Source organism: Sphaerospermopsis sp. FACHB-1194 (assembly GCF_014696235.1).
GTDB classification, from domain to species: domain Bacteria; phylum Cyanobacteriota; class Cyanobacteriia; order Cyanobacteriales; family Nostocaceae; genus Sphaerospermopsis; species Sphaerospermopsis kisseleviana.
Genome location: NZ_JACJPU010000050.1, coordinates 14,640 through 38,006 on the forward strand (window position 1 = coordinate 14,640; position 23,367 = coordinate 38,006).

General features: G+C 37.1%; 21 protein-coding genes. 14 read left to right on the forward strand and 7 right to left on the reverse strand.

Annotated features, from left to right (window positions below):
- Window positions 1–100 precede the first annotated feature (100 nt).
- A complete protein-coding gene (locus H6F45_RS21965) occupies window positions 101–823 on the forward strand; it encodes a Uma2 family endonuclease (RefSeq protein ID WP_190348379.1) in 723 nt (240 codons plus the stop codon).
- A 95-nt stretch (window positions 824–918) separates the two neighbouring features.
- Here H6F45_RS21965 and H6F45_RS21970 read toward each other — a convergent pair whose 3' ends face one another.
- Window positions 919–2,451, reverse strand: coding sequence for a SagB/ThcOx family dehydrogenase (locus H6F45_RS21970; protein WP_190348380.1), 1,533 nt, complete (start codon window positions 2,449–2,451; stop codon window positions 919–921).
- A 302-nt stretch (window positions 2,452–2,753) separates the two neighbouring features.
- On the opposite strand from H6F45_RS21970, the gene H6F45_RS21975 reads away from it, so the two are divergent.
- Both H6F45_RS21975 and H6F45_RS21980 read left to right on the forward strand, forming a co-directional pair.
- Window positions 2,754–3,590, forward strand: coding sequence for an alpha/beta hydrolase (locus H6F45_RS21975; protein ID WP_190348388.1), 837 nt, complete (start codon window positions 2,754–2,756; stop codon window positions 3,588–3,590).
- Window positions 3,591–3,716: 126 nt separating this feature from the next.
- On the forward strand, window positions 3,717–5,426 hold the full coding sequence (locus H6F45_RS21980) for a serine/threonine-protein kinase (protein ID WP_137669241.1): 1,710 nt from the start codon (window positions 3,717–3,719) through the stop codon (window positions 5,424–5,426).
- Between the two features lie 153 nt (window positions 5,427–5,579).
- Here the strand turns inward: H6F45_RS21980 and H6F45_RS21985 are convergent, their stop codons facing one another.
- The 3 genes from H6F45_RS21985 to H6F45_RS21995 all read right to left on the reverse strand — a co-directional run bounded on the left by H6F45_RS21985 (window position 5,580) and on the right by H6F45_RS21995 (window position 9,525).
- Window positions 5,580–6,368: an ABC-2 family transporter protein gene (locus tag H6F45_RS21985; protein WP_096566932.1), complete on the reverse strand. Its 789-nt coding sequence runs from the start codon at window positions 6,366–6,368 to the stop codon at window positions 5,580–5,582.
- A gap of 60 nt (window positions 6,369–6,428) precedes the next feature.
- On the reverse strand, window positions 6,429–7,409 hold the full coding sequence (locus H6F45_RS21990; RefSeq protein ID WP_137669240.1) for an ATP-binding cassette domain-containing protein: 981 nt from the start codon (window positions 7,407–7,409) through the stop codon (window positions 6,429–6,431).
- A gap of 472 nt (window positions 7,410–7,881) precedes the next feature.
- Window positions 7,882–9,525, reverse strand: coding sequence for an AarF/ABC1/UbiB kinase family protein (locus H6F45_RS21995; protein WP_190348389.1), 1,644 nt, complete (start codon window positions 9,523–9,525; stop codon window positions 7,882–7,884).
- Between the two features lie 163 nt (window positions 9,526–9,688).
- Between H6F45_RS21995 and H6F45_RS22000 the strand changes: the two genes are divergently transcribed.
- Entirely contained in the window at window positions 9,689–9,826 is a 138-nt protein-coding gene (locus tag H6F45_RS22000; RefSeq protein WP_190348381.1) for a hypothetical protein, read from the forward strand.
- Between the two features lie 209 nt (window positions 9,827–10,035).
- On the opposite strand, the gene H6F45_RS22005 is transcribed toward H6F45_RS22000, so the two are convergent.
- The gene (locus H6F45_RS22005; RefSeq protein WP_096566935.1) at window positions 10,036–11,100 is read right to left on the reverse strand and encodes a mannose-1-phosphate guanylyltransferase; all 1,065 of its coding nucleotides are present in this window, start codon (window positions 11,098–11,100) and stop codon (window positions 10,036–10,038) included.
- 264 nt (window positions 11,101–11,364) lie between these two features.
- Here H6F45_RS22005 and H6F45_RS22010 point away from each other — a divergent pair, with 264 nt between their 5' ends.
- From H6F45_RS22010 to H6F45_RS22030, 5 genes are all read left to right on the forward strand, one after another.
- Window positions 11,365–12,885 carry an LCP family protein gene (locus H6F45_RS22010; protein WP_190348382.1) on the forward strand — a complete coding sequence of 507 codons (1,521 nt, stop codon included), beginning with the start codon at window positions 11,365–11,367 and terminating at the stop codon, window positions 12,883–12,885.
- 423 nt (window positions 12,886–13,308) lie between these two features.
- Window positions 13,309–13,815 carry a pentapeptide repeat-containing protein gene (locus H6F45_RS22015; protein ID WP_190348383.1) on the forward strand — a complete coding sequence of 169 codons (507 nt, stop codon included), beginning with the start codon at window positions 13,309–13,311 and terminating at the stop codon, window positions 13,813–13,815.
- Between the two features lie 158 nt (window positions 13,816–13,973).
- The gene (gene murJ / locus H6F45_RS22020; RefSeq protein WP_190348384.1) at window positions 13,974–15,584 is read left to right on the forward strand and encodes a murein biosynthesis integral membrane protein MurJ; all 1,611 of its coding nucleotides are present in this window, start codon (window positions 13,974–13,976) and stop codon (window positions 15,582–15,584) included.
- Window positions 15,585–15,808: 224 nt separating this feature from the next.
- On the forward strand, window positions 15,809–16,012 hold the full coding sequence (locus tag H6F45_RS22025; protein ID WP_199301882.1) for a hypothetical protein: 204 nt from the start codon (window positions 15,809–15,811) through the stop codon (window positions 16,010–16,012).
- A complete protein-coding gene (locus tag H6F45_RS22030) occupies window positions 16,009–16,197 on the forward strand; it encodes a type II toxin-antitoxin system HicA family toxin (protein WP_137669081.1) in 189 nt (62 codons plus the stop codon). The genes H6F45_RS22025 and H6F45_RS22030 overlap by 4 nt, the downstream gene beginning before the upstream one ends.
- A gap of 166 nt (window positions 16,198–16,363) precedes the next feature.
- Here H6F45_RS22030 and H6F45_RS22035 read toward each other — a convergent pair whose 3' ends face one another.
- Entirely contained in the window at window positions 16,364–16,492 is a 129-nt protein-coding gene (locus H6F45_RS22035; protein WP_190348385.1) for a type II toxin-antitoxin system prevent-host-death family antitoxin, read from the reverse strand.
- Window positions 16,493–16,547: 55 nt separating this feature from the next.
- Complete coding sequence (locus H6F45_RS22040; RefSeq protein ID WP_137669079.1) at window positions 16,548–17,684, reverse strand: amidohydrolase family protein; 1,137 nt, start codon at window positions 17,682–17,684, stop codon at window positions 16,548–16,550.
- A 250-nt stretch (window positions 17,685–17,934) separates the two neighbouring features.
- Between H6F45_RS22040 and H6F45_RS22045 the strand changes: the two genes are divergently transcribed.
- The 5 genes from H6F45_RS22045 to H6F45_RS22065 all read left to right on the forward strand — a co-directional run bounded on the left by H6F45_RS22045 (window position 17,935) and on the right by H6F45_RS22065 (window position 23,101).
- Window positions 17,935–18,519: a Uma2 family endonuclease gene (locus tag H6F45_RS22045; RefSeq protein ID WP_137669078.1), complete on the forward strand. Its 585-nt coding sequence runs from the start codon at window positions 17,935–17,937 to the stop codon at window positions 18,517–18,519.
- Window positions 18,520–19,056: 537 nt separating this feature from the next.
- The gene (locus tag H6F45_RS22050) at window positions 19,057–20,295 is read left to right on the forward strand and encodes a damage-control phosphatase ARMT1 family protein (protein WP_190348386.1); all 1,239 of its coding nucleotides are present in this window, start codon (window positions 19,057–19,059) and stop codon (window positions 20,293–20,295) included.
- Window positions 20,296–20,457: 162 nt separating this feature from the next.
- Entirely contained in the window at window positions 20,458–22,026 is a 1,569-nt protein-coding gene (locus H6F45_RS22055; RefSeq protein WP_096566955.1) for a metallophosphoesterase, read from the forward strand.
- A 174-nt stretch (window positions 22,027–22,200) separates the two neighbouring features.
- Window positions 22,201–22,581, forward strand: coding sequence for a COP23 domain-containing protein (locus tag H6F45_RS22060; RefSeq protein WP_190348387.1), 381 nt, complete (start codon window positions 22,201–22,203; stop codon window positions 22,579–22,581).
- Window positions 22,565–23,101, forward strand: a complete 537-nt coding sequence (locus tag H6F45_RS22065; RefSeq protein ID WP_137669515.1) for a hypothetical protein — start codon at window positions 22,565–22,567, stop codon at window positions 23,099–23,101. The genes H6F45_RS22060 and H6F45_RS22065 overlap by 17 nt, the downstream gene beginning before the upstream one ends.
- The last annotated feature ends 266 nt before the right edge of the window (window positions 23,102–23,367 follow it).

A 23,367-nucleotide genomic window follows, 5' to 3' on the forward strand; every position in this document is an offset into this window, starting at 1 on the left:
ACCACCAAGTGCAGGATTCCAATTTTTTGGGCTTGTGAAAATTGATGGTAAAACGAAAGTTTTAATGCTACACTAAAAAACCACGCTCGCAGGGGGGTATATGACCTCTACCACAAATCTTTCCACATCTGGAATTAGTCTTCCAGATCATACTCAATTACCAGAGTCTGATGGTACATTTGTGAAAAATTTTCAGGAACATCCTCAAAGCATTCTATTAACAGAATCTATTAAACCAGTATTGCAAAAAATCCATCCTGACGGACAATATTGTATAGGTCAAGATAGCGGCATTTACTGGCGTATGACCGATCCTCCGGAACGGGGTGCAGAAGCACCAGATTGGTTTTATGTGCCTAATGTACCTCCTAGTTTGAATGGTCAAATGCGCCGTTCTTATGTCCTGTGGCAAGAGTATATTTCACCATTAATTGTTCTAGAATTTGTTTCTGGGAATGGCGATGAAGAACGGGATCAAACACCGTGGAAAGGAAAATTTTGGATTTATGAACAGGTGATACATCCAGCTTTTTATGGTATTTATGAAGTGAATAAAGCCAGTGTGGAAGTTTATCATTTAATTGAAAATAAATACCAATTATTACCAGCAAATGAACGGGGACATTATCCTATTCCAGCTTTAGGTGTTGAGTTAGGAATTTGGCAAGGTGAATATCAAAATGTAGATTTACCTTGGTTACGTTGGTGGGATTTAGATGGTAATTTGTTGTTAAGTGGAGAAGAACGAGCAGAACAGGAACGCCTAAAAAATGAGCGTTTAATTGCCCAATTGCGTGCTTTAGGTGTTGAACCGGAAGTTTAATAAAATTCAGATCCCCAATTGTTTAATTATGTTTAATAAGTCGGGGATCTAATTTTTTGCAATCCAAAATCCAAAATCTAAAATCCAAAATTGCCTTACCTTGGTTTTCCCAAAGTAGTTATATATAAAACTGCTTCATCAGCGGGAATACCCAAAACATCATTTACTTGATCATCAAAGAAACCACCGATACCACTAACTCCTAAATTCAAGCGAATCGCTGCTAGATTAAGCCTTTGTCCTAAATGACCGGCATCGAGATGTAAATAACGGTAAACGCGATCGCCATATTGTCCTATAGCTGTTTTTAAATCAGCAGTATGAAATATTACCGCTGCTGCATCTCGTCCTAATTCCTGTCCCAAACAAAGAAAATGCAACTCACGACGAAAATTCTTAAAGCGAATTTGTCTTAATTCTTGGGCTTTTGGTGCATAATAATAACAGCCAGATTCTAGTCCTTTAACACCAGAAACAGCAATAAATGTTTCAATTAAATTCAGGTCAAAATAATCAGGAGCAGTATCTAAATTTTGATCCAGATAATTTTGTGGTTGATAGGTAAAATCGAGTAAAGCTTTCAGTTCATCAAAAGTTAATTTTTCACCACTATAAGAGCGAGTAGAACGACGTTTATAGATAGTATTTTCTAAATCTACAAAATTTTTACCCCAGTCAATTGGTGTGGTGACAGTAGAAAGTTTGTCGCAAAAAGGAAAATTATATTTATCATCTAAAGTTTTTTCTGGTTTGGTAGTGGCTACATTTTTTTTACTGTTTTCATCAGATTTAATTTGGGTGTGAACATGAAAATATTTTAAGAGTTGTCCATCAGGAATGGAAGGATAATTAGTTTCTGTTAATGAAGGTAAGGCGGTTTTTCCTAAAGGCAAATTTTGTTTAATATCTAATAAATCTGCCAATGCCATCACTACAGTTGCACCTTCTTGTTCTGGATCGATATACAGTAGATCATTGATAGCTTCATCTGCAAAACCACCAATTAAATGAGGACGATAATCAGTAATTGATCCTGCCAATTCAATGTTACCTAAAAGATGTCCAGTATCAAGAAAAATGCGACGATAAGCTCGATCTTCATAACGCCATGCAGAACGATAAAAAACCGCAGTAGTAATAATAGCGAGTTGAGTATTTTCTAAACTAGGATGCCAAAAACAAGCTGCTTGTAAAGCTGTCCAAACATCATTTTCCCAAAATTGTTTTAAAGAATGAGTACGACATTGATAGTTATAAAGTCCAGCAGGTAACAAAGGTGTACCACGGGAAACTAAATATACTTCAGCCGGGTATAAACCTCCTGCACTGGGAGCAGAGCGAAAATAAACTGCACTACCCATAGAAGGCATTTTCGCAGTCAGTCCATAACTGTGAAATAACAGTTGCGAAAGTCTCCGCCACCATTTAGCATCAGGATTATGGTTAAAAGCCTCTGGTGCTTCTTGTAAATAGGGTTTAAGGTCAAAATCAGCGCCAATTTTGTATTCTTTAAATGGTACTGGTTGTTTAGCCCAGTCTAAATCCTGATTTTTCCCAGCTAATGTCTCCGGGTCGTATTTAGTACGCTCGTGGTAATGTTGGGCAATTGATTTGTATATTTCTGGCATAGTATTTTTAATTTAAGATCCTCAGAAAATTCTATTTTTTGATTGGGGACTGGTGACTGGTGACTGGTGACTGGTGACTGGTGACTGGGGACTGGTGACTGGTGACTGGTGACTGGTGACTGGTGACTGGTGACTGGTGACTGGTGACTGGTGACTGGTGACTGGTGACTGGGAAAGAAAATTTTAGATTTTAGATTTTAGATTTTAGATTGGAATTGACAAAAACAATCCAAAATCCAAAATCCAAAATCTAAAATAAGTAACTCCTGACTCTTGCTGTATTTATTATGAATTACCAAATGATGCCTACACGCAAAACACTGTCAAAATCTGACGTTGAAATCTCTTACTTGGAATGGAACAAAGGTCAAAACCCATTGCTGTTATTACATGGTATGGCTGATAATGCTTGGGTTTGGTCGAGTTTAGGAGATTATTTAGCGGCTGATTACCATATAATTGCCCCAGATATGCGTGGTCATGGTGAGAGTAGTAAACCAGAGAAAGATTATAGTTTTGAAAGTGCGATCGCTGACATAGAAGCATTAATGGAACAACTGGGATGGAATGCTGCTCATGTTGTCAGTCATTCTTGGACAGGTAAACTAGCTGCTATTTGGGCGCGACAAAACCCAAAACGCTTAAAAAGCATCACTTTGGTAGATCCAATTTTCATCTGGAAAATGCCCAGTTTACTAAAATTAACTTTTCCTTTGTTGTATAAAGTTCTACCATTCTTAAAAACTATGGGACCATTTACCAGTTACGAAGAAGCGGAACAACAAATCAAACAACTAAGTCAATTTCAAGACTGGAGTGCTGTACAGCAACAAGTTTTTCAAGCGGGAATAGAACAAAAACCCGATGGAACTTGGGGTAGTAAATTTACAATTTCTGCCCGTGATGGTATTTTTGATGCAGTCTTAGAAGTACCAGGTTTTATTACTCCTGTTGATATACCTGCCCTCTTTATTCAACCAGAAAAAGGAGTAAACCGCCAAGATTGGCAAATTAAACCCTACAAAACCAACCTGAAAAACCTCACCTTTAAAAAATTACCTGGAAATCATTGGCCATTTCTAACCAAACCAGCAGAATTTAATCAAACTGTCGCCGAATTTTTAGCAAGACAAAAATGAAGGAGTCAGGAGTCTGGATTCAGAATAATTTTAGATTTTAGATTTTAGATTGGAGTTGACAGAAACAATCACCAATCACCAATCACCAATCACCAATCACCAATCACCAATCACCAATCACCAATCATGAGTCTCTGTATAAATCCTATTTGTCCTCAACCTAACCACCCAGATAATGATGAAAACCGCTTTTGTCAAAGTTGCGGTTCTCAATTAGAATTATTAGGACGTTATCGAGTTTTACGTTTACTAAGTGATAAAACTGGGTTTAGTAAAGTTTATGAAGCTTACCAACAAGACACACCAAAAATTCTCAAAATCCTCAAAGAAGAATTAGCTAACGATAGCAAAGCGGTTTCTTTATTTCAACAAGAAGTAGAAGTTTTAGGACAATTAAAACATCCTGGTATTCCCCAAGCAGAAGAATATTTTACCTATCAAACCAGAGCAGGTTTAACCCTGCATTGTATGGTAATGGAAAAAATCGAAGGACCGAATTTAGAACAATGGTTAAAACAACAACAAAACCGCCCCATTTCTGAAAGTCAAGCAATAGCTTGGTTAAAACAACTAGCCGAAATTTTATTATTAGTACATAACCAACAATATTTACATAGAGATATTAAACCATCTAATATAATGATTCGTCCAGATGGACAATTAGTATTAATTGATTTTGGCACAGCCAGAGAAATTACAAAAACCTATATTGCTAATAATGGCAGCATGACATCTATTTCTTCTTCTGGTTATAGTCCCAGAGAACAAATGAATGGTCAAGCATTGCCCCAATCAGATTTTTTTGCATTAGGACGCACCTTTGTATTTTTATTAACAGGATGTCAACCTGCTCAATTATATGATGCTCATTTAGATATTTTAAACTGGCGACATTTAGCAAATCATGTTTCCCCATACCTATTAAATTTTATTGATTGGTTAATGGCAAATGAACTTAATAAACGTCCTGAAAATGCCAGAGAAATCCTAGATAAATTAACAGAATTAGAAAATATATATACAGGAAGTAACGTAGCCACAGTCAATATAGTAGGTGGTTTAAAAACAGAAATAGTCACACCAACAACCACAACCAAAAATACAATTAAACCTCCCGAAAAACAACCCGAAAAATTACCCTTACTAGCCTTATTTACCGCCTTAATATGTTCCTTATTATTATTATGGACAGTAGCACTGGCAAACAGAAATAATAAATTTACCGTTGTTCCTGCTGACTATGGACAAGCACCGGTTAAAAAAGGACAAGTTGATTATTTTCCTTATGAAGAAGGGAAAGACAGTCAAGGGAAAGTAGCAGAATTTAACATAGCAGTTTTATCAGTAGAATATAAATGGCAACTAGGCAGCACTTTTCAAATTAAACATAACGATGAAATTATTAACCTTGAGGCTTTAAAAACTCGGTTAGAAGCAGAAGGAATACAGAGAATAATGGAAAATCCCAGTGAAATTATTTCTGTAGGTACAGCTTCCTGTGAAGGTGATGTGAACACAGAACAAAGTAGAGCGTTAGAACGTTCAAAGCAAATTCAATTATTAGCGAAACAATTATTTAGTAATACATCAAGTGTTCAAGGTTATAGATTATTAAACTTAGGACAATTTCAGAGAAAAGACTGTCAAGCAAATCAAGATTCTACAGCTTATCAACGCAGTATCATTATTATTGGAGTCAAAAAACAAGACGAGGGAGTAATATTAGATGAAGCACTCAGAGATAGATTAGAGAAAAAACCCTTTGCGGATTTTAAACTAGAAGATTATTCACTAGGTGCAGCAGATAAATTTAAAACAATTCCTAGTAATTTATAATCTTTCTTACTCTGCGTTCTCTGCACCTCTGCGGTAAATAAATCTGATAAAACTTATGGTCAAAAAAGCAGATATTAGCACCAAAAAACTTATTAGCTAACTTTCAATTTTCAATTTTCAATTTTCAATTTTCAATTTTCAATTTTCAATTTTTCATGCTCCCATTCCCGAATAACGCTTTAAACCTGCACGCCATAACAAGCGATTTGCACCTAAAAAGATCATAAACCAAGCTATAATTGATAAAAATCCTCTGGTTAAATCTACAGGTAAACCTACTAAAATACTAGCAGGGAAATTAATTAAATAAGGAAATGGTGTCATCATGGCAATATTTCGCACTGCTTCGGGAAAAACTTCTAAAGGTGCAATCATACCTGATAAAAACAGAAAAAATAAAAACCAAAAGGTTTCTAAAGCTGTAGCTCTTTCTGTCCAAAATGCTAACATTGCTAAGGTATATTGAATTAAAAATCTTAACGCAAAAGCCAGCAATGCAGCTAAGATAAATAACAATAAGTTAGGTAAAGTCGGTATCCAAAAAGCTTGGGGATATAAGATAAAAAAGAATCCTATTAATAGAAATACAAAAGGAAGTCGAGCAAATCTTTCAGAAATATGTCCAGCGAGATGATGAAATACTGGATCTATGGGTTGTAATAAGCGAGGTGAAAGTTTACCTTCTACTACTTGTTTTTCAAATTCAAAAATCACCCAAACAACTGTCAGTTGTCTAGCCAGAAAAACTGCGAAAAAGTAACGGGCAAAATCTAATGAATTTAAACTAAAATTTCCTCCTGCGGCGGCTTTTATCCAGACTCCCATGAGAATAATTGGTAAAGAACCAGATAATACCCATAATATGAGTTCTGAGCGATATTCTACCATATAGGCATAATATACAGTGAGCAAGGTTTGGATTTTTTTTAAAGGTTTTTTCATAGATATTTTACTCAAATTTTCTTATTAACTATTCCTGATTAAACTGTCACCTGTCAGCTATTAAACAAAACCTGCTTGAAAAACTCTACCAATTACTTCTTCTATTGGTGGTTCTGTGACTGTTAAATCAATAATGTCTAAATCAGCTAAAATTTTTGAAACGGTGCGAGTCAGTGCTTCTCTTTCAACTATAAATTTAACTTTTCTCCCTTCTAAAAGTTGAATATCACCATAAGAAGTTAATTTTTCCGCTGGTAAAGGCTGGGATAATTCTACATCAATTTCTCGATAGGGTGCGAATTTTTCTAAGAGTCTATCTAAGCTACCATCATACATTAATTTTCCTTGGTGAATTAATAGCACTCGTTGACACAAAGCGGTAATATCTGCCATGTAATGGCTTGTTAATAATACTGTTGCTTGATAAAGTTGATTGTATTCTCGTAAAAAGTCACGCACTCCTACTTGAGCATTTACATCTAGTCCTAAAGTTGGTTCGTCTAAAAATAAAACTTGGGGACGATGTAAAAGTGCGGCTAATAGTTCTGCTTTCATTCTTTCACCTAATGAAAGTTTTCTGACGGGTTGATTTAGTTTACCTCCTAGTGATAACATTTCTGTTAATTCACCAACTCGTCGATGAAATTCCTTATCAGAAATGTTGTAAACTGCGGCGTTAATTTTTAAGGAATCTATTGCTGGTAAGTCCCATAGTAATTGCTGTTTTTGTCCCATGACTAGGGTGATTTTTTGTAGGAATGCTTCTTGACGACGAAAGGGAGTTAAACCAGCAACTTGAACTTGGCCACTAGAAGGATGAATTAAACCGGTCAGCATTTTTAAAGTTGTGGTTTTACCAGCACCGTTAGGTCCTAAAAAACCGACTACTTCCCCTGGTTCGATGGTAAAGGTAACATCTTGAACCGCGTTAATATTACGATATTTACGGCGAAAAAAGTGGTTAATTGTCCCAATAATTCCTGACTCTTTAATGGCGACTGGATAGGATTTACAAAGTTTTTCTGCTATAATTATTGACATAAAAAATTATTTCCTTGTATTTTATATATTGTATTCTTTCGGCTTTTTGGTTGCTGCATACTACTAATATAGCGTTTCCCAGTCTAATAGACATCTCCAGAAAAGAAATTATGGAACTTATTTATGGGGGCAGAGCGAAGCATTTGGGATAAGCTGTTGTGCATTTAATTTGTATAAGTGGAACAGGCATCTTGCCTGTTAAACAAGAGTTCAGAATATTAGGATTATACAATTTAGCTGTGTAACAGCTTATTTAGATGTCTGATTTTTCCGTTAAATTATCGCCCAAATACTTCGCCCCTACAACTTATGACAAATTAATACATTCTATTGTGGAGATGTCTAATGAAGTACACTTGAGTCTATTCAATTTGGAATCTGACTAGACTGAGGAATAGGAGTGTCGGAGAGTTTTTGCGTAAGTCCTAAAAAATTCACAATTTTCAGTCCGATGTCGCTCACTTTAGATAAATTACTTTAAACGCCCTGAACGTAAAATACTAATAATTAACCATAAACCTAATAAACTAGCAGCAGCAAATAACAAGCTGCTCAGAAAAGATAATTGAGAAGTTTGAGCTTTACTAGAAATAATTGCTGCTCCCATTATTAGAGAACCTACTAAAATACTAAAAGAAAGACGGTTGGCTGCATCATCCATTGTTCGGCGCACACCGTCTAATCCTCTTAATGATAAATTCCATTGTAGAGTTTCTGATGTTACTCTGTCTAATAATAGTTCAATTTGCCGGGGAGATTGTAAAGAGAGACTTTTAATATCTAAAGCAGTCCGTAAAAGAGAACGAACCGGACTATCTCCTAATAACTGACGACGAAACAAGTCAGTGATTAATGGTTGAATTTCATCAAATAAATTAACTTCTGGGTTAAAGGTACGCGCTACCCCTTCTAAATTTGCTAAAGTTTTGGCATATAAACCCATATTACTGGGTAAGCGAATTTTATTATTACGAGCAACTTGTAAAATTTCATAAATTATTTGACTAAAATTGATCTCAGTTAAACTGACATTATAATACTTTCGCAACATTCGATCATAATCATTTTCTAAGCGAGATAAAATCACAGGTTGAGCAGAATCAGAAAGTTGTAAAGTTAACTGAGCGCACCTTTGAGCATCCAAATCAACAATTGCTAATAACATTTCTGTAAGAATTTGTTGAGTGCGGGGATCAAGTCTACCCACCATGCCACAATCTAAAAGAGCAACACGCCCATCCGTCAGATAAAATAAATTGCCAGGATGGGGATCAGCATGAAAAAAGCCATCAATATATAATTGTTGAAAAAATACTCTAAATAATAAAGTAGTAATTCCTTTCCGTTTAACAATAGAATCTTGAGCATTTTCGGGATTTAAATCTGCTGTTAAAAGCGGAACACCATTCAACCATTCCATCACTAATAATTTTTCTGTAGTCAAATGCCAATAAATTTCTGCAACTACAATTTGCGTGGGATCATACCAACGACCTTGGGATAAATTGCGCCGCAGTTGGTCTGTATAACCGGCTTCTCTTGTAAAATCTAATTCAGCTTCTAAAGCTTTAGTAAATTCCTCAGCAATAGATTTGATGTCATAAATTTGTCCAAAATCAGTTCTCGCCACCAAATCCGCAATACCTTGAATTAAGGATATATCTTGGGCAATGGTGACATCAATACCTGGTCTTTGAACCTTCAAAGCAACTTCTCGTCCATCAGAGAGAGTAGCACGATGAGTTTGGGCAATTGATCCCGCTGCTACTGGTATATGATTAATTGTTTGAAAAGTTTCTTCCAGTGGGCGCTTTAGCTGTTTGCGGATCACAACTTCAACTTCACCCCAAGGAACTGCGGGTACTTCATCTTGCAGGGTTGATAGTTCTTCAATATAAGCAGCACTTAATAAATCTGGACGGGTAGAAAGAAGCTGACCGAGTTTGACATAAACCGGACCCAAATCCACCAAAACATTTTTTAATACCGCAGGTGTAGGTAGTTGAGGTTCATCGGTTTTACCACCAGTCAACAACCGTCGCATATAGTCCCAACCATTGCGAAGGACTACTTCAATAATTTCCCGTTGTCGAGGCACAGTTTGGGTTAAAAACATTTTGGTGATTGGTAATTGGTGATTGGTAATTGGTAATTGGTAATTGGTAATTGGTAATTGGTAATTGGTAATTGGTAATTGGTGATTGGTAATTGGTGATTGGTAATTGGTGATTGGTAATTGGTAATTGGTAATTGGTAAGAGTTGATTATAAAACATAAAATTGATTAACCAGTCACCAGTCCCCAGTCCCCAGTCACCAGTCACCAGTCACCAGTCACCAGTCACCAGTCCCCAGTCACCAGTCCCCAGTCACCAGTCACCAGTCACCAGTCCCCAGTCACCAGTCCCCAATCCCTAATCACCAGTCACCAGTCACCAGTCCCCAGTCACCAGTCACCAGTCACCAGTCACCAGTCACCAGTCCCCAGTCACCAGTCCCCAGTCCCCAGTCACCAGTCACCAGTCACCAGTCACCAGTCACCAGTCACCAGTCACCAGTCACCAATCCCTAATCACCAGTTATAATTAAAAACAATGATTGTGAGTATCTACCAACAGTTTTAACTTTTACAGCAAGTCAGTAAATCGGGGATCACTTTGCAGGGTTTTGAGGATCTGTTTAATTTCTTGAGTGCGTTCCTTGTTTACTATTAGGGTAACATTGCGATCGCGCACAATCACCACATCCTCCAACCCAATCGTCACTACCACATCATCTGGATTAGAAGCATAAACAATAGCGCCTTGGGTGTCTAGCCCTACATGGGTAGCTAATTCCACATTAGGATTATCCTCTGTTTTCAGTAGGCGTTCGATGGCATTCCAGTCACCCAGATCATCCCAACCAAATTCCACTGGCAAAACATAAGCTAGACTTGTCTTTTCCATCAGGGCATAATCTATACTCTTTTTAGGCAACTGAGGGTAAACATCGGGTCCTTGTTGTTCTAAAGGTCGGATAATTTCTGGGGCATGGGTATGGAGTTCTTTGAGAACCACCCCAGCCCGAAACACGAACATACCGCTATTCCAGCTAAACCGACCCGTTGCTAAAAAATTCTCAGCCGTTTCCCGGTTGGGCTTTTCAGTAAAGCGGTGAACGTGATAAGCTGGCAACTCATTAAAGCTACCAATCTTTTCACCTTGTTCAATGTAGCCGTAACCCGTGGACGGGAAAGTAGGCTTGATCCCCAAAGTGACAATCGCTGCTGTGCTAGTCGCTAACTGGGTAGCAGCACTCAAGGTATTTGCAAATACCTTTTGATCAGCAATCCAGTGATCAGCGGGGAAAAAGCCAATAACAGCGTCTTCTCCGTAACGCTTGTTAATTTCCAAACTAGTCCAAGCAACGGCGGCTGCTGTATCCCTACCCTCTGATTCAATCAGCAAATTTTGCTCTGGCAGATCGGGTAGTTGTTGTCGTACTCCTTGAGCTATTTGGCTAGAAGTAATCACCCACAGGTGATCCCAACCACCTGCGAGTGTTAGCAGTCGATCAGCGGTGGCTTGTAGTAAGCTTTTAGAACTGCCATCGAGACTTAAAAATTGCTTAGGTCTGTCCCGGCGACTAAGAGGCCAAAAACGCTCACCTTTACCACCCGCCAAAATAACAGGGATCAATGAATGACTCATGTTGTTATATACACTTACTGCTTAACAATATTAAGTGTACATTCATTCAATTTGGGATAATCTTCACTGATCAATCTGAGTGTTGGGGAATTTTAGATTTATAACTTAGTGGCAAATACGAGGGTGATGACAAGAACAAAATCTAAAAATCAACAGTCTAAAATCTAAAATCTAAAATCTGCATAGATAGCTCTAACTCTAGCAACAAGAATTTGTAGCTTGCATTAACATACCTTTAGGGAGTGGTTGAGTGGGGAGACAATTGTGATAAAACAAGTTCAATGGTCCAAAAATCAAGTTATACCTCAACAAACAACAGGTTTAGATCAAGAGGCACAACCGCAACAATTTCAAAGGGTAGAAAATCAGGTCATACCTACCCTAGTACCAGGATCAGGGACAGAGGTTCAACCAAAACAGCCAGTAACACAGTCAATAAATAATCCACGTCAAGTCGTTGAGTCAGTAGGTGCTATCCCTAATGAACTCTACGATCGCTTAGGGTTAACAATGCCCCGCTGGCTATTGTGGATATTAACTTTTGTTATTGGTATTATTTTATCAGGTTTATTGGTGTCAACTTTGGCGTTATGGACTCCCCTCTGGAGTAATTTAGAGCAAGCCAAAGATGATGATTTTGGATCTACTACCAGTAAAGATCAGGTAAAAGTACCTGGGGATTTATGGAATAAACTTTCTCAGTACCAACTATCAAAACCCATGAATATTTTAGTCATGGGCATTGAACCAGTGAAGGGTACTGTTGACGGTTCTCCAGAAAGTTTTGCTGGTAGCAGCGATACGATGTTATTAATTCGGTTAAATCCTAGTGATAAATCTATTCGTGTGCTTTCCATTCCCAGAGGGACAATGATCGCCCTCCCAGATGAGGGATTAACCAAGGTTTCAGAAGCAAATGCTAAAGGTGGTCCAGTATTAGCTGCACGGGTAGTTAGTCGGACTTTAAGCAATGCTCCCATAGATCGCTATATTCGCATTTCTACTAGCGGTTTGCGGCAATTAGTTGATCAGTTGGGTGGGGTAGATGTATTTGTACCCCAAGGGATGAATTATCAAGACAATGCTGGTGGTTTGTCGATGAATTTGGTTAGCGGTTGGCAAACTCTTAACGGTGAACAAGCGGAACTTTTTGCTCGTTTTCGGGAATCAAATATCGGGGATCTGCCAAGAGTGCAACGACAACAAGCACTAATAACTGCTTTAGTTCAACGTTTAAATAGTCCCACCGTTTTACCCAGGTTGCCTCAAATTACTCGCATTATGCGGAAGTATTTTGACACTAACCTGAAAATGGAAGAAATGATGGCTTTGGCTAATTTTTCTGTGAATGTAGAACGGGATAATTTTCAAATGTCCATGCTACCTGGTACGTTTAGTAAGTTTAGTAAAGACCCAGATAGTTACTGGTTGAATTTGACTGGACAACAAAGCTTATTGAATGATTATGTTGGGGTGGATATACCTGGTTTAAAATCAGATTCCCGTCCAGTTTCTCGCCTCAAAATTGCTATTCAAAATGCTTCCAATCAACCTCAATTAACAGAACAAGTTATTAGCTATCTCAAATCCAAAGGTTTTGCTAATATTTACACAATTCCCGATTGGCCTGATACTTTGCGGCAAACTCAGATCATTTCCCAAAAAGGAAATCCACACCCAGGGGCGGAACTGCAAGAAATTCTAGGCTTAGGTCAAGTTGAAGTTTCTGCAAAGGGTGATTTAGGTGCTGATTTGACAATTCGCATTGGTAAAGATTGGAAATAAGGACTGGGGACTGGGGACTGGGGACTGGTGATTGGGGACTGGGGACTGGGGACTGGGGACTGGGGACTGGGGACTGGGGACTGGGGATTGGGGACTGGTGATTGGGGACTGGTGACTGGGGACTGGGGACTGGGGACTGGGGACTGGTGACTGGTGACTGGTGACTGGGGACTGGTGATTGGGGACTGGGGACTGGTGACTGGTGAAGAGGTGATTTTCTCGTTCCCATACTCTGTATGGGAATGAATTTTATCAGGCTCTGCCTGATATGAAAGTAGACAAAGTAGAGGCAGAGCCTCTATGATGGCATTCCCAGTCTGAGACTGGGAACGAGAGAAAAAGAGGTAAGGGTTTAGTAATGCTAAAACCCTACAAATAACTACAAATAACTACAAATAACTACAAATAATGATTATTAAAGTTATGAAAAAAAATTTGTGGAGATTATTAAGTTTACTGTTGATTTTGCTTTTAGCTTGGTTGTGGATAATGATTAATCCTAAACCTGCGATCGCCCAAATTAATACTATTAACTATAACAACGCTTCTTTAGAAAATCGTGACTTTTCTCACACGGATTTATCAGGAGTCAATTTCGTAGCTGCGGAAATGCGTGGGGCAAATTTTCAAGGGGCAAATTTAACTAATGCCATGTTAACTAAAGGTGTCTTATTAAAGGCAAATTTACAAGATGCTAATTTAACCGGTGCTTTAGTTGATCGCGTGACGTTGGATGGTGCTAATCTCAAGAACGCTATTTTTACAGCAGCCACTTTAACCCGTAGCCGCTTTTATGATGCGGATATCACTGGGGCTGATTTTACAGACGCTTTGATTGACCGTTATCAGGTTTCATTATTGTGTGAACGGGCTGATGGTGTTAACCCTGTAACTGGTGTGGCTACACGAGATAGTTTGGGGTGTAGGTAGGTCACAGGTGACAGGTGACAGGTAACAGTAATCATCTGTTGAAAATTGAACCTGCTGATTATTAAAAAATAAACATTTTGTGGGATGGGCATCTTGCCCGTCCTAATTATGTAAACTCAAAGTATATTATTTTAATTAATAATTGATAACTGATATTCGTGACTGAACAACAACAAGATCAAAAACCCTCTCATTCATTTGCTGGTATTGCTGGTATAGTTGCCGCAGCAACCTTAATTAGTAAAGTATTTGGTTTAATTAGACAACAGGCGATCGCTGCTGCTTTTGGTGTCGGTGCTGCTGCTACTGCTTACAGTTACGCCTACATTATCCCCGGTTTTTTATTAATACTACTTGGTGGTGTCAATGGTCCTTTACATAGTGCTATTATCAGCGTTTTAGCCAAGCGGAAAAAAGAAGAAGCAGCGCCTTTAGTAGAAACAGTCACAACCTTAGTAGGTGGGTTATTATTAATAGTCACAATTGCTCAGATTTTTTTAGCAGAACCAATAATTGATATAGTTGGTTATGGTTTAGAACCTAACACTAGAGAAATTGCCATTCGTCAATTACAAATAATGTCCCCAATGGCGTTATTTTCCGGTTTAATTGGCATTGGTTTCGGTACTCTCAACGCAGCAAATCAATATTGGTTATTATCAATTAGTCCTTTATTATCTAGCGTTACCGTTGTTATTGGTATTGGTATTTTAGCTTTACAATATGGTAAGGAAATAATTCAGCCAGAATTTGCATTTATTGGGGGAATAGTTTTAGCAATTGGCACTTTAGCCGGGGCAATTTTACAATGGATAGTCCAGTTAATTGTGCAATGGCGGTTAGGTTTAGGAACATTGAAACTAAGATTTGATTTTAAATCTCCCGCAGTTCAAGAAGTAATTAAAATCATGACACCGGCAACAATTTCTTCGGGAATGATGCCGATAAATGTAGCGACAGATTTATTTTTTGCCAGTCCCATTAAAGGCGCAGCCGCAGGTTTTAACTATGCCAATTTATTAGTACAAACTCCGTTAGGGATTATTTCTAATATTATTTTATTGCCTTTATTACCAATATTTGCTAAATTAGCAGAACCAGAAAGCTGGCCAGATTTAAAATTACGCATTCGTCAAGGACTGTTATTAACTGCGGTGACAATGCTACCTTTAGGGGCGTTGATGATAGCTTTATCTGAACCAATAGTACAGGTAGTTTATCAACGGGGAGCATTTAAACAAGAAGCAACCCAGTTAGTTTCCTCCTTATTAATAGCTTATGGAATTGGGATGTTTGTTTATTTAGGGCGTGATGTTTTGGTGAGGGTATTTTATGCTTTAGGTGATGGACAAACACCTTTTAAAATTAGCACGTTTAATATTTTATTGAATGCAATTTTAGATTTTATTTTAGTTAAACCCTTTGGTGCGCCTGGTTTGGTGTTAGCTACAGTAGGTGTAAATTGTAGTTCAATTTTAATGTTGTTGTGGTTATTAAATAGAAAATTAAATGGTTTACCTTTACGGGAATGGAGTTTACCAATTTTCGGTTTAACTGCGGGTAGTTTCGTTGCTGGTGTTGCGAGTTATGGGACTTTGGTTGCTTGTCAGCAGGTGTTAGGAAATAAGGGGTTAGTTGTTTTAATAGTTGAGTTATGTGTTTCTGGTGCAGTGGGAATTGGGGTGTTTGCGGTTATTGCGGGGATGATGAAAGTACCGGAGGTTAATAGTTTTGTGGTGAAGATGCGGCAGAAGTTTTTGAAGAGGTAGGTTTTCCTAATTATCTTTTCTTGACATCAGAAGAATAATAATTTAATGAACCACGAAGACACGAAGAACACGAAGGAAGAAGAAAAAGAAGAAAAGAAGATAGGTAATATTAACCCGGTAATGGAGTAATTCTAGTGTAGAGATCGCCCTAATTTTCAGCAATGGTAGATAAATTGCTATGATAGATGAATATTCAACACTGTTACAGCTAAGGAGGAAAGATTTTGTATACAGCAGTAATTAAACAATCCGGTGATTGGTGGTTGGGTTGGATTGAAGAAATACCTGGTGTAAATTGTCAGGAAGCAACGCGAGAGAAATTATTAGAAAGTTTACGAATTACACTTTTAGAGGCATTAGAGTTTAACCGTCAAGATGCTATAGAAGCTGCGGGTAGTGATTATGTTGAGGAAGCGATCGCACTATGAAGCGTGGGGATTTATTACGCCATTTACAGGAGTGCGGTTGTGAGTTGATTCGTGAAGGTTCTCGCCATTCTTGGTGGTGGAATCCTGAGAAAAACAGAAGATCAGCTATTCCTCGACACCAAGAAATAGATGATATTTTGGCGAAAAAGATTTGTAAGGATTTAGGTATACCTTTTACACGATGAGAGTAAATTATGTTCTATGCAAGAGCCTTTTGAAACTCCTGAATATTTATCCGCATGATGCGTTGATAAGCTGTTGTGCATTTAATTTATATAAGGTTAACAGGCAAGATGCCTGTTCCACAAGACTTAAGAATATTAAGATTATACAGTTTAGCTGCATAACAGCTTATTCTTCTATAGACAGAACGACAGCAACGTCACGATTTTCCTGACGGATGATCACAGTTTCACGTTGTGCTTTATCTAGGATTGAGGCAAATTTTTGTTTAGCTTCGGTATCGGAAATAAATTGCATAATTACACCTCTCTTATTTTTTTAATATAAACAAAATAAATACATTGTCCATAATTTATCCCTCCTTTAACCTCTGTCCATACAAACTTAAAGCATTCTCCCGTAAAATTCCCAATCCTATTTCCTCCGCTTCTTTAACAGTAATATCTGTATCTTTAATTGCCTGATCTAATACTTCTCCTAACAATTGACGACCCCATTTTGCACCTAAATAATACAATTCGGGGATAGAATGAGCATCAGATGAATACATTAATTTTGTGGTAGGGATTAATTCCAAAAGTTGCCTAATTGTATTTCGCATTCCGGCTACACTTAAAAAAGGAACTGCTAAACCAAAATCTAGATAAACCTGGGGATACATTGATGCTAAATATCCCGCTTCTCTCATGTAAGGATAGGAAGCATGAAGCAAAACTAAAGGCGCGTTTTTATATTGAGGACATTCTATCAAATATCGTAAATTTAAAGGATTTGCTAATCTTAAATCTAAATCTGGATCTCCTAAACCAGTGTGTAATTGTACAGGTATTTTATATTTAGCAGCAACTATCAACGATTGTTGTAAAATAAAATCTATTAATTGTTTATCATTTAATCGTAAAGGCAGATCATTTTTTTTCTGTAGTTTTTTAAAATCATAAAAATGCACAGCAGCAACCGCAGGTGCAACAGGTCGAATATCTAACCCACTACGATAACAGGCGATACTTTTAAACGCTACAATGTCAGGGGATGGAGGATCAATTTCTTTGATAAAAGCATTGACAAAAGTGTGAAATTCGTCAATTTGTGAAAGTAGTTTTTCCGCTAATAATTCTAAGCGTAAAATTCTTTTGACCGTGGTAAATTGTTGATGCCAAGAAATTGGTAAGATATTTTCCGGGGTTAAACCATCATCTAAATATATTGCTTCTAAGTTAGCAGCTTCAAAATATATTCTGGTTAAATTTTCTAGTCCTAAATTTTGCCGATGTGCTAAAATTGCTGTTTCTTCGGGTTCACAGTTTAATAATGTAGCAATTTCTCGTAAACTGCGGCGGTAAAATAAGGTATGTTTAGCGTGATAATTTACTATTTCTGGATCATAACCTTCTGTAAAAGCGGCTGCAAAGGGATAATTTGCAGCTACTTCTGATTTTAATATGTTATGGGCGTGTTGTTCAATGAGGGGAATTTCCGAGAGATTCATGGATGGTTAAGATTTTTGAGATGTAAGTATTCAGGTATCTGGGTTTCTGTGTCAGCTTTTTACAGTTTCTGACATTGGATTAATTTTACATTTAATATCGATCTTTCCAAACATGAAGTTAAAATATTTAACTATTTTTGATAAAAATTTGCAAATAAATATACTTAAAATCTGGTATATTTGGGAAATATTTGGATAATCTTGTTATACTTGAATGATAGTTAACAATAAGCTAACAATATTATATTTTATGCAAACACAAACCCGAACCTATACACCAGAAGAATATCTAGAACTGGAAGAGAAAGCAGAATATAAAAACGAATACCGTGATGGAGAGATTATACCAATGGCAGGAGGAACAACAAATCATAATAAAATTGCCCTGAATTTTGCTGCTGCTTTAAAATACGGATTAAAAAAGCAAAATTATGATGTTTATATTGGTGATGTCAGGTTGTGGATACCCCGTTATCGTCAATATACATACCCTGATGTGATGCTAATTAAAGGTGAACCTATTTATCAAAATGCAAATACAACTACTGTGATGAATCCTTTATTAATTGCTGAAGTTTTATCTAAATCAACTAGCAATTATGACCAAGGTGATAAGTTTCTTTATTATCGCTCAATTCCTGAATTTAAAGAATATATTTTAATCAATCAATATCAATATCATGTCATGCACTATGTAAAAACAGATGATGGGAAATGGATATTTACAGAATTGGAATCTGAATCAGATACTTTAACACTGCAAAATCTAGATTTTCAAATTGATTTTCAGGATTTATATGAACAGGTTGATTTTCAGAAAAGTGTTGATGAATAAATAATTAATCTATAGGACTTACGCAAGATGTGACTGAAAACCTTATTCTTGCATAGGGGTAATTCATGTAGCTTGCTTCCCGAAGGGTATTACCCCTACTTTCGTTCCCTTTTGCGTAAGTCCTGATCTATACAAAATCTAGTATTTCTGATAAATTAGGTTGAGAGGATGTTTTAAAAGTGGTATTTCGTGATTTTAATCACATTTTTACCCCCCTTAATCCCCTCACAGGGGTAGGTTTTTAATATTATCTGTTAAGGCAGGACTAGGAAGACAAGGAGGTATTGTAGACAAGGAAGATTTTCTACAAAACAAGGTCTGTTGAGCGTCAGTTTTTGTTACCAATTGTATATTATTGGTACGTATTTCCTCCCTTGTCACCTTGTCTGCCTTGTCCTCCAAGTCTTGCCCTCACGACAATGTAAAATACCTACCCTTGTGAGGGGTTAGGGAGGGGTAAAAAATATTTGATACATCAATCATGACTGTTCAAACAACCTCTGAGAATGACTACAACGTGAAAAATATATATTTATAATGAATAATTTTCAACTTCCCAATTTACCCTTACCATCACCCCTTGTAGGTTCTGAAATTGGTTCTTTTACTGAGTTTACCGTAACTCAAAGAATGCCAAATATTGCCCGTCGTGTCATTAAAGAAAATAAATTTACCACTGAGATAAATCAAAACTTGGAAAAATTAGCAGCAGAACTTCCCAACGGATATTTACAACCTTTAAAAAATGACACAGGTGCAGATTTTCACGACTGGGAGAAATATCTAGAACCTTATAAAAATCAACGTTGGGTAGATGTACCTTGGTTTTTTGCGGAAACTTATTTTTACCGTCTTATTCTCAATATTACTAATTACTTTCAACACGGAGAATGGCAAGGTGTTGATCCATTTTTACTACAAAAAGAACAAGGTTTAGAAGCTGCTATTGATGCTATTATTTCTTTATGTACTCAAGTACAACAATGGTTAAATGAATCAAAGAAAGCAGGTAAACCTAGTAAATCTTCTCTGATTGCCTTATTGTATTTCGCATTATGGGGAAATAGAGTTGATTTAAGTTTATGGTCAGCTTTTGAAGATAACAGAAGTAATTTTGATATTCAAACTCAATTAAATAACATTTTGGTAGATGATTCATTTGCAGTTAGTAAGCTATTAGCTAAATCGGAAAATAACCGCATTGATTTTGTAGTTGATAATGCAGGTTTTGAATTAATTTGTGATTTATGTTTAGTTGATTTTCTCTTGGGTAGTGGTTTTGCAAATCAGGTTTATTTACATTTGAAACCCCATCCCACTTTTGTATCGGATGCAATGATTAAAGATGTGTATGTAACCAAAGATTTTTTAGCAGCAGGTAGTCATCCTGATGTTAAATCATTTGTACAAAGATTAAGTAAAAATCTTGATTCAGGTAAATTGATTTTAACAGAAGATTATTGTTGGACTTCACCTTTACCATTTTGGCAAATTCCCCAATCACTGAAAGATGAGTTAGCAAAGTCGAATTTAATAGTTGTTAAAGGTGATGCTAATTATCGGCGTTTGTTGGGAGATGTCTACTGGGATTATACTACAAATTTTGCAGATATAGTGGCTTATTTACCTGCACCAATGTTAGCGTTACGTACCTTAAAATCAGAAGTAGCAGCAGGTTTAAAAGCTGAAGTTTTAGAGGAATTAGCAATATTAGATCCTCAGTGGTTAACAAATGGACAATGGGGGGTTATTCAGTTGGTAGATTTAGGAATCTGAAGAAATTCCACATTAAAGAGAACTTTACACAGTAGATCAAACTGAGAATTTTTTTCATATTTACTGTAAATGTCGATTAGCACTACTTCATCACCTCCTTGGATTTTAGATATTGTTTGATATACACTATTTATATATAGCAAGGGTAGTTTCCAAAAAGCTATGAAATTAATTTCTGAACCATCAGTTCCGGTAAAAATCCAAAAAATGAACCAAAGGGTGCGATCGCAGCATCCCAGTATTCAGCAACGAGGAATTGACCAAACTGCCATGATTTTAGATGATAATGGCAGGGAGAAAAATCAAAATTTCTCTTTTATGGTAATCGGTGATAGCGGTACTAAGTCTCATTATGGTTCTCATCCTCAGCGTCAAGTTGCCGAAATGATGTTAAATCATAGTGATGATTGCCGTTTTATTTTGCATACCGGTGATGTTGTTTATGTGGTGGGTTCTCGTGAGTATTATCCGCCTAATTTTATTGAACCTTACCGCGAATTTTTGGTAGGTGGTGAAAACCCCGAAAGTATTGCTTATGACCAGATGGTTTTTAAGTTACCAATTTTGCCAGTTTTAGGCAATCATGACTATTATGATGTGCCTTGGTTTTATCGTTTAATTACTGGTTCGACTTTACCTTTGCGGCGGATGTTGCTTTACAAAGATATTGAAATCGGTTGGCATGGTTCAAATCAAGGTGATGCTTATTCAAGAGCTTTTATTGATTATTTAGCTGCTATTTCTCCCCATGAATTAGAATATCATTTAGATAAATATTACACTGCTAAAAGTAATACAGGACGCTGTTTGCGTTACCAACCGGGACAATTCACCCGATTACCTAATAGGTATTATACATTTAACTATGGGGGAATTGACTTTTTTGCCCTTGATTCTAATACTTTTAATACCCCAGAACCGCTACCAGAAAACCAAGCGGGAGATATACGTCGGGAGTTGTTACAGCGTCGTCAAAAGTTGGAACAAGAAGAGTTAGAAATTTTGGCAGAGTGTGATAAACTTAACTCCGAAAATCCCGAAGAATCAGAACTACTGGCTGACTTGGGTGCTAAGGTAGACCAACTTAATGAAGTCAAGCTTGATATTGAAAAACAATTAGAAATTCACACCAGTGCAGATGTGGATCTTGAACAGCTTGACTGGTTAAAAGATAGATTAATTGCATCTTGGCAAAATTCAGAAGTGAGGGGACGGGTGATATTCTTTCATCATCCTCCTTATGTAACAGAAGCTACCAAGTGGCATCAAGGACAAACTTTAGCCGTGCGTCATCGGTTGCGGGGGGTATTGGAACAAGTTGCGGCGGCTTTAGGTAATATAAATCAAGGTAGACCGCTTGTGGATGTGGTTTTCAATGGCCACGCGCACTGTTTGGAATATCTGCGGACGGTGGATACAGGATATGCCGATTCACACATTAATTATATAGTTTGTGGTGGCAGTGGTCGCCGTCCCCGTCGCCAACGACAAGAAGGAACGGAATTAGTAGAAAGTTTTACCGATGGTAATAGTAATTCTACTCATAAAGTTGCCGAGTCTTTGCTGTATGTGGGACGCAGTGGTTACGGTTCAGAGATGAAAAAACCTTATTCCTGCTTGCGGGTGGATGTGAAAGAAGGTTTTCCGGCTAAGTTTATTATTACACCATTAGTTACAGAGCAAGTAGAGGGAAAATGGTGCGATCGCCAATTAGAACCTATTGTAATTTAATAGACCTCTGGTGAAAAAGATGTAAGGACAATTCATGAATTGTCCCTACGAATGGGTTTCAGGTTACGCTTATGTAATTTTTGGAGATGTCTATTTTCACTCACCAACACCTATAAAGTTTAAAAGAAAGTAGCGCCATAATCACCAAAATTCAGTAATCAAAGGTCAAGTATTATGCAACTACCAGCATTAACTAGTGTCTTAACATTCACTGCATTGACAGTTACCCTGAGTGTTAACCCCGGTTTGAGTCAAGAGATTCCCAAGCAAGAAGTTAGTTTTGCTTGTCGTTCAATTTCTTACAAAGGTAATACGGAAAAAGTTCCCACTACCATGGCCTTCGTTCCCGACAAAAAACATGACCCTTATGTACCCATAATTGCTTGGAGATCCGACTCTTTTCCCAATAGCGGATGGACTCCTACAAAACGCTGTGAAACAGTAAGTAGAAAATTCCAGCAATTTCACCAACCAGGCCAATTAGATTATTTAACTACCGGTAAGTTGAACGGTTTGGGATTAGTTTGGGAGATTTGCCATGAAAGTTACCATTAAAGATAGTCAAATACTCAAAACAGTTCAACCTGAAATTATCCAAACACATCTCCAAGCTACAGGATGGCAGGAAACAGGTAGAATTTATAACGATGCTGGAGCAATTTGGCGATTTAAAAAAGACTCTATTAATGAATATGAAATTTTGCTACCTCTGCAACAGAATTTAGGAGACTATGCTGAAAGAATTAGTGATATTTTGAAAACATTAGAGATAGTAGAAAATAGAAATCAATTTGATATTTTAAGTGAATTTATCACCAATTATCCTAACTTTAATATTCAAGGTATTGTCAAGGAAATATCCACTCCAGAAATTGATAAACCGAGAGGAGAAATTACATTATTAGGTGCAGTATTTGAGAAATTACAAGAAATTAAAACAGTTCTCAATAATCAGGATTATATCTTAGCTATTAAGGCTTATCAAGAACGATTATCAATTAATTGTATGGGTGATTTAATCAAGGAAGATAATCATTTTATTCTCAAAAATCCTAGAAATTTACAAATTGACTGATGAATATTGACTGTTGACGTTGTAATTAGGGTTTGCTGAATAAACCTAAAACCTTGATATATCAAAGGTTAGAGGCTGATAAACACAGAAATTAGTGCAAGGGTTTTGAAGGGTATACCGGAAAAAGTGTGCATTTTTGGGGATTTCAAGAGATGGCAAAGAAATTTTCCAATCTCCTCCTGACTCCTGACTCCTGACTCCTGACTCCTATGCCCTCACGGAAAGACTTTCTCAGCAACCCCTAAATAGGGTTTGCTGAATAAACC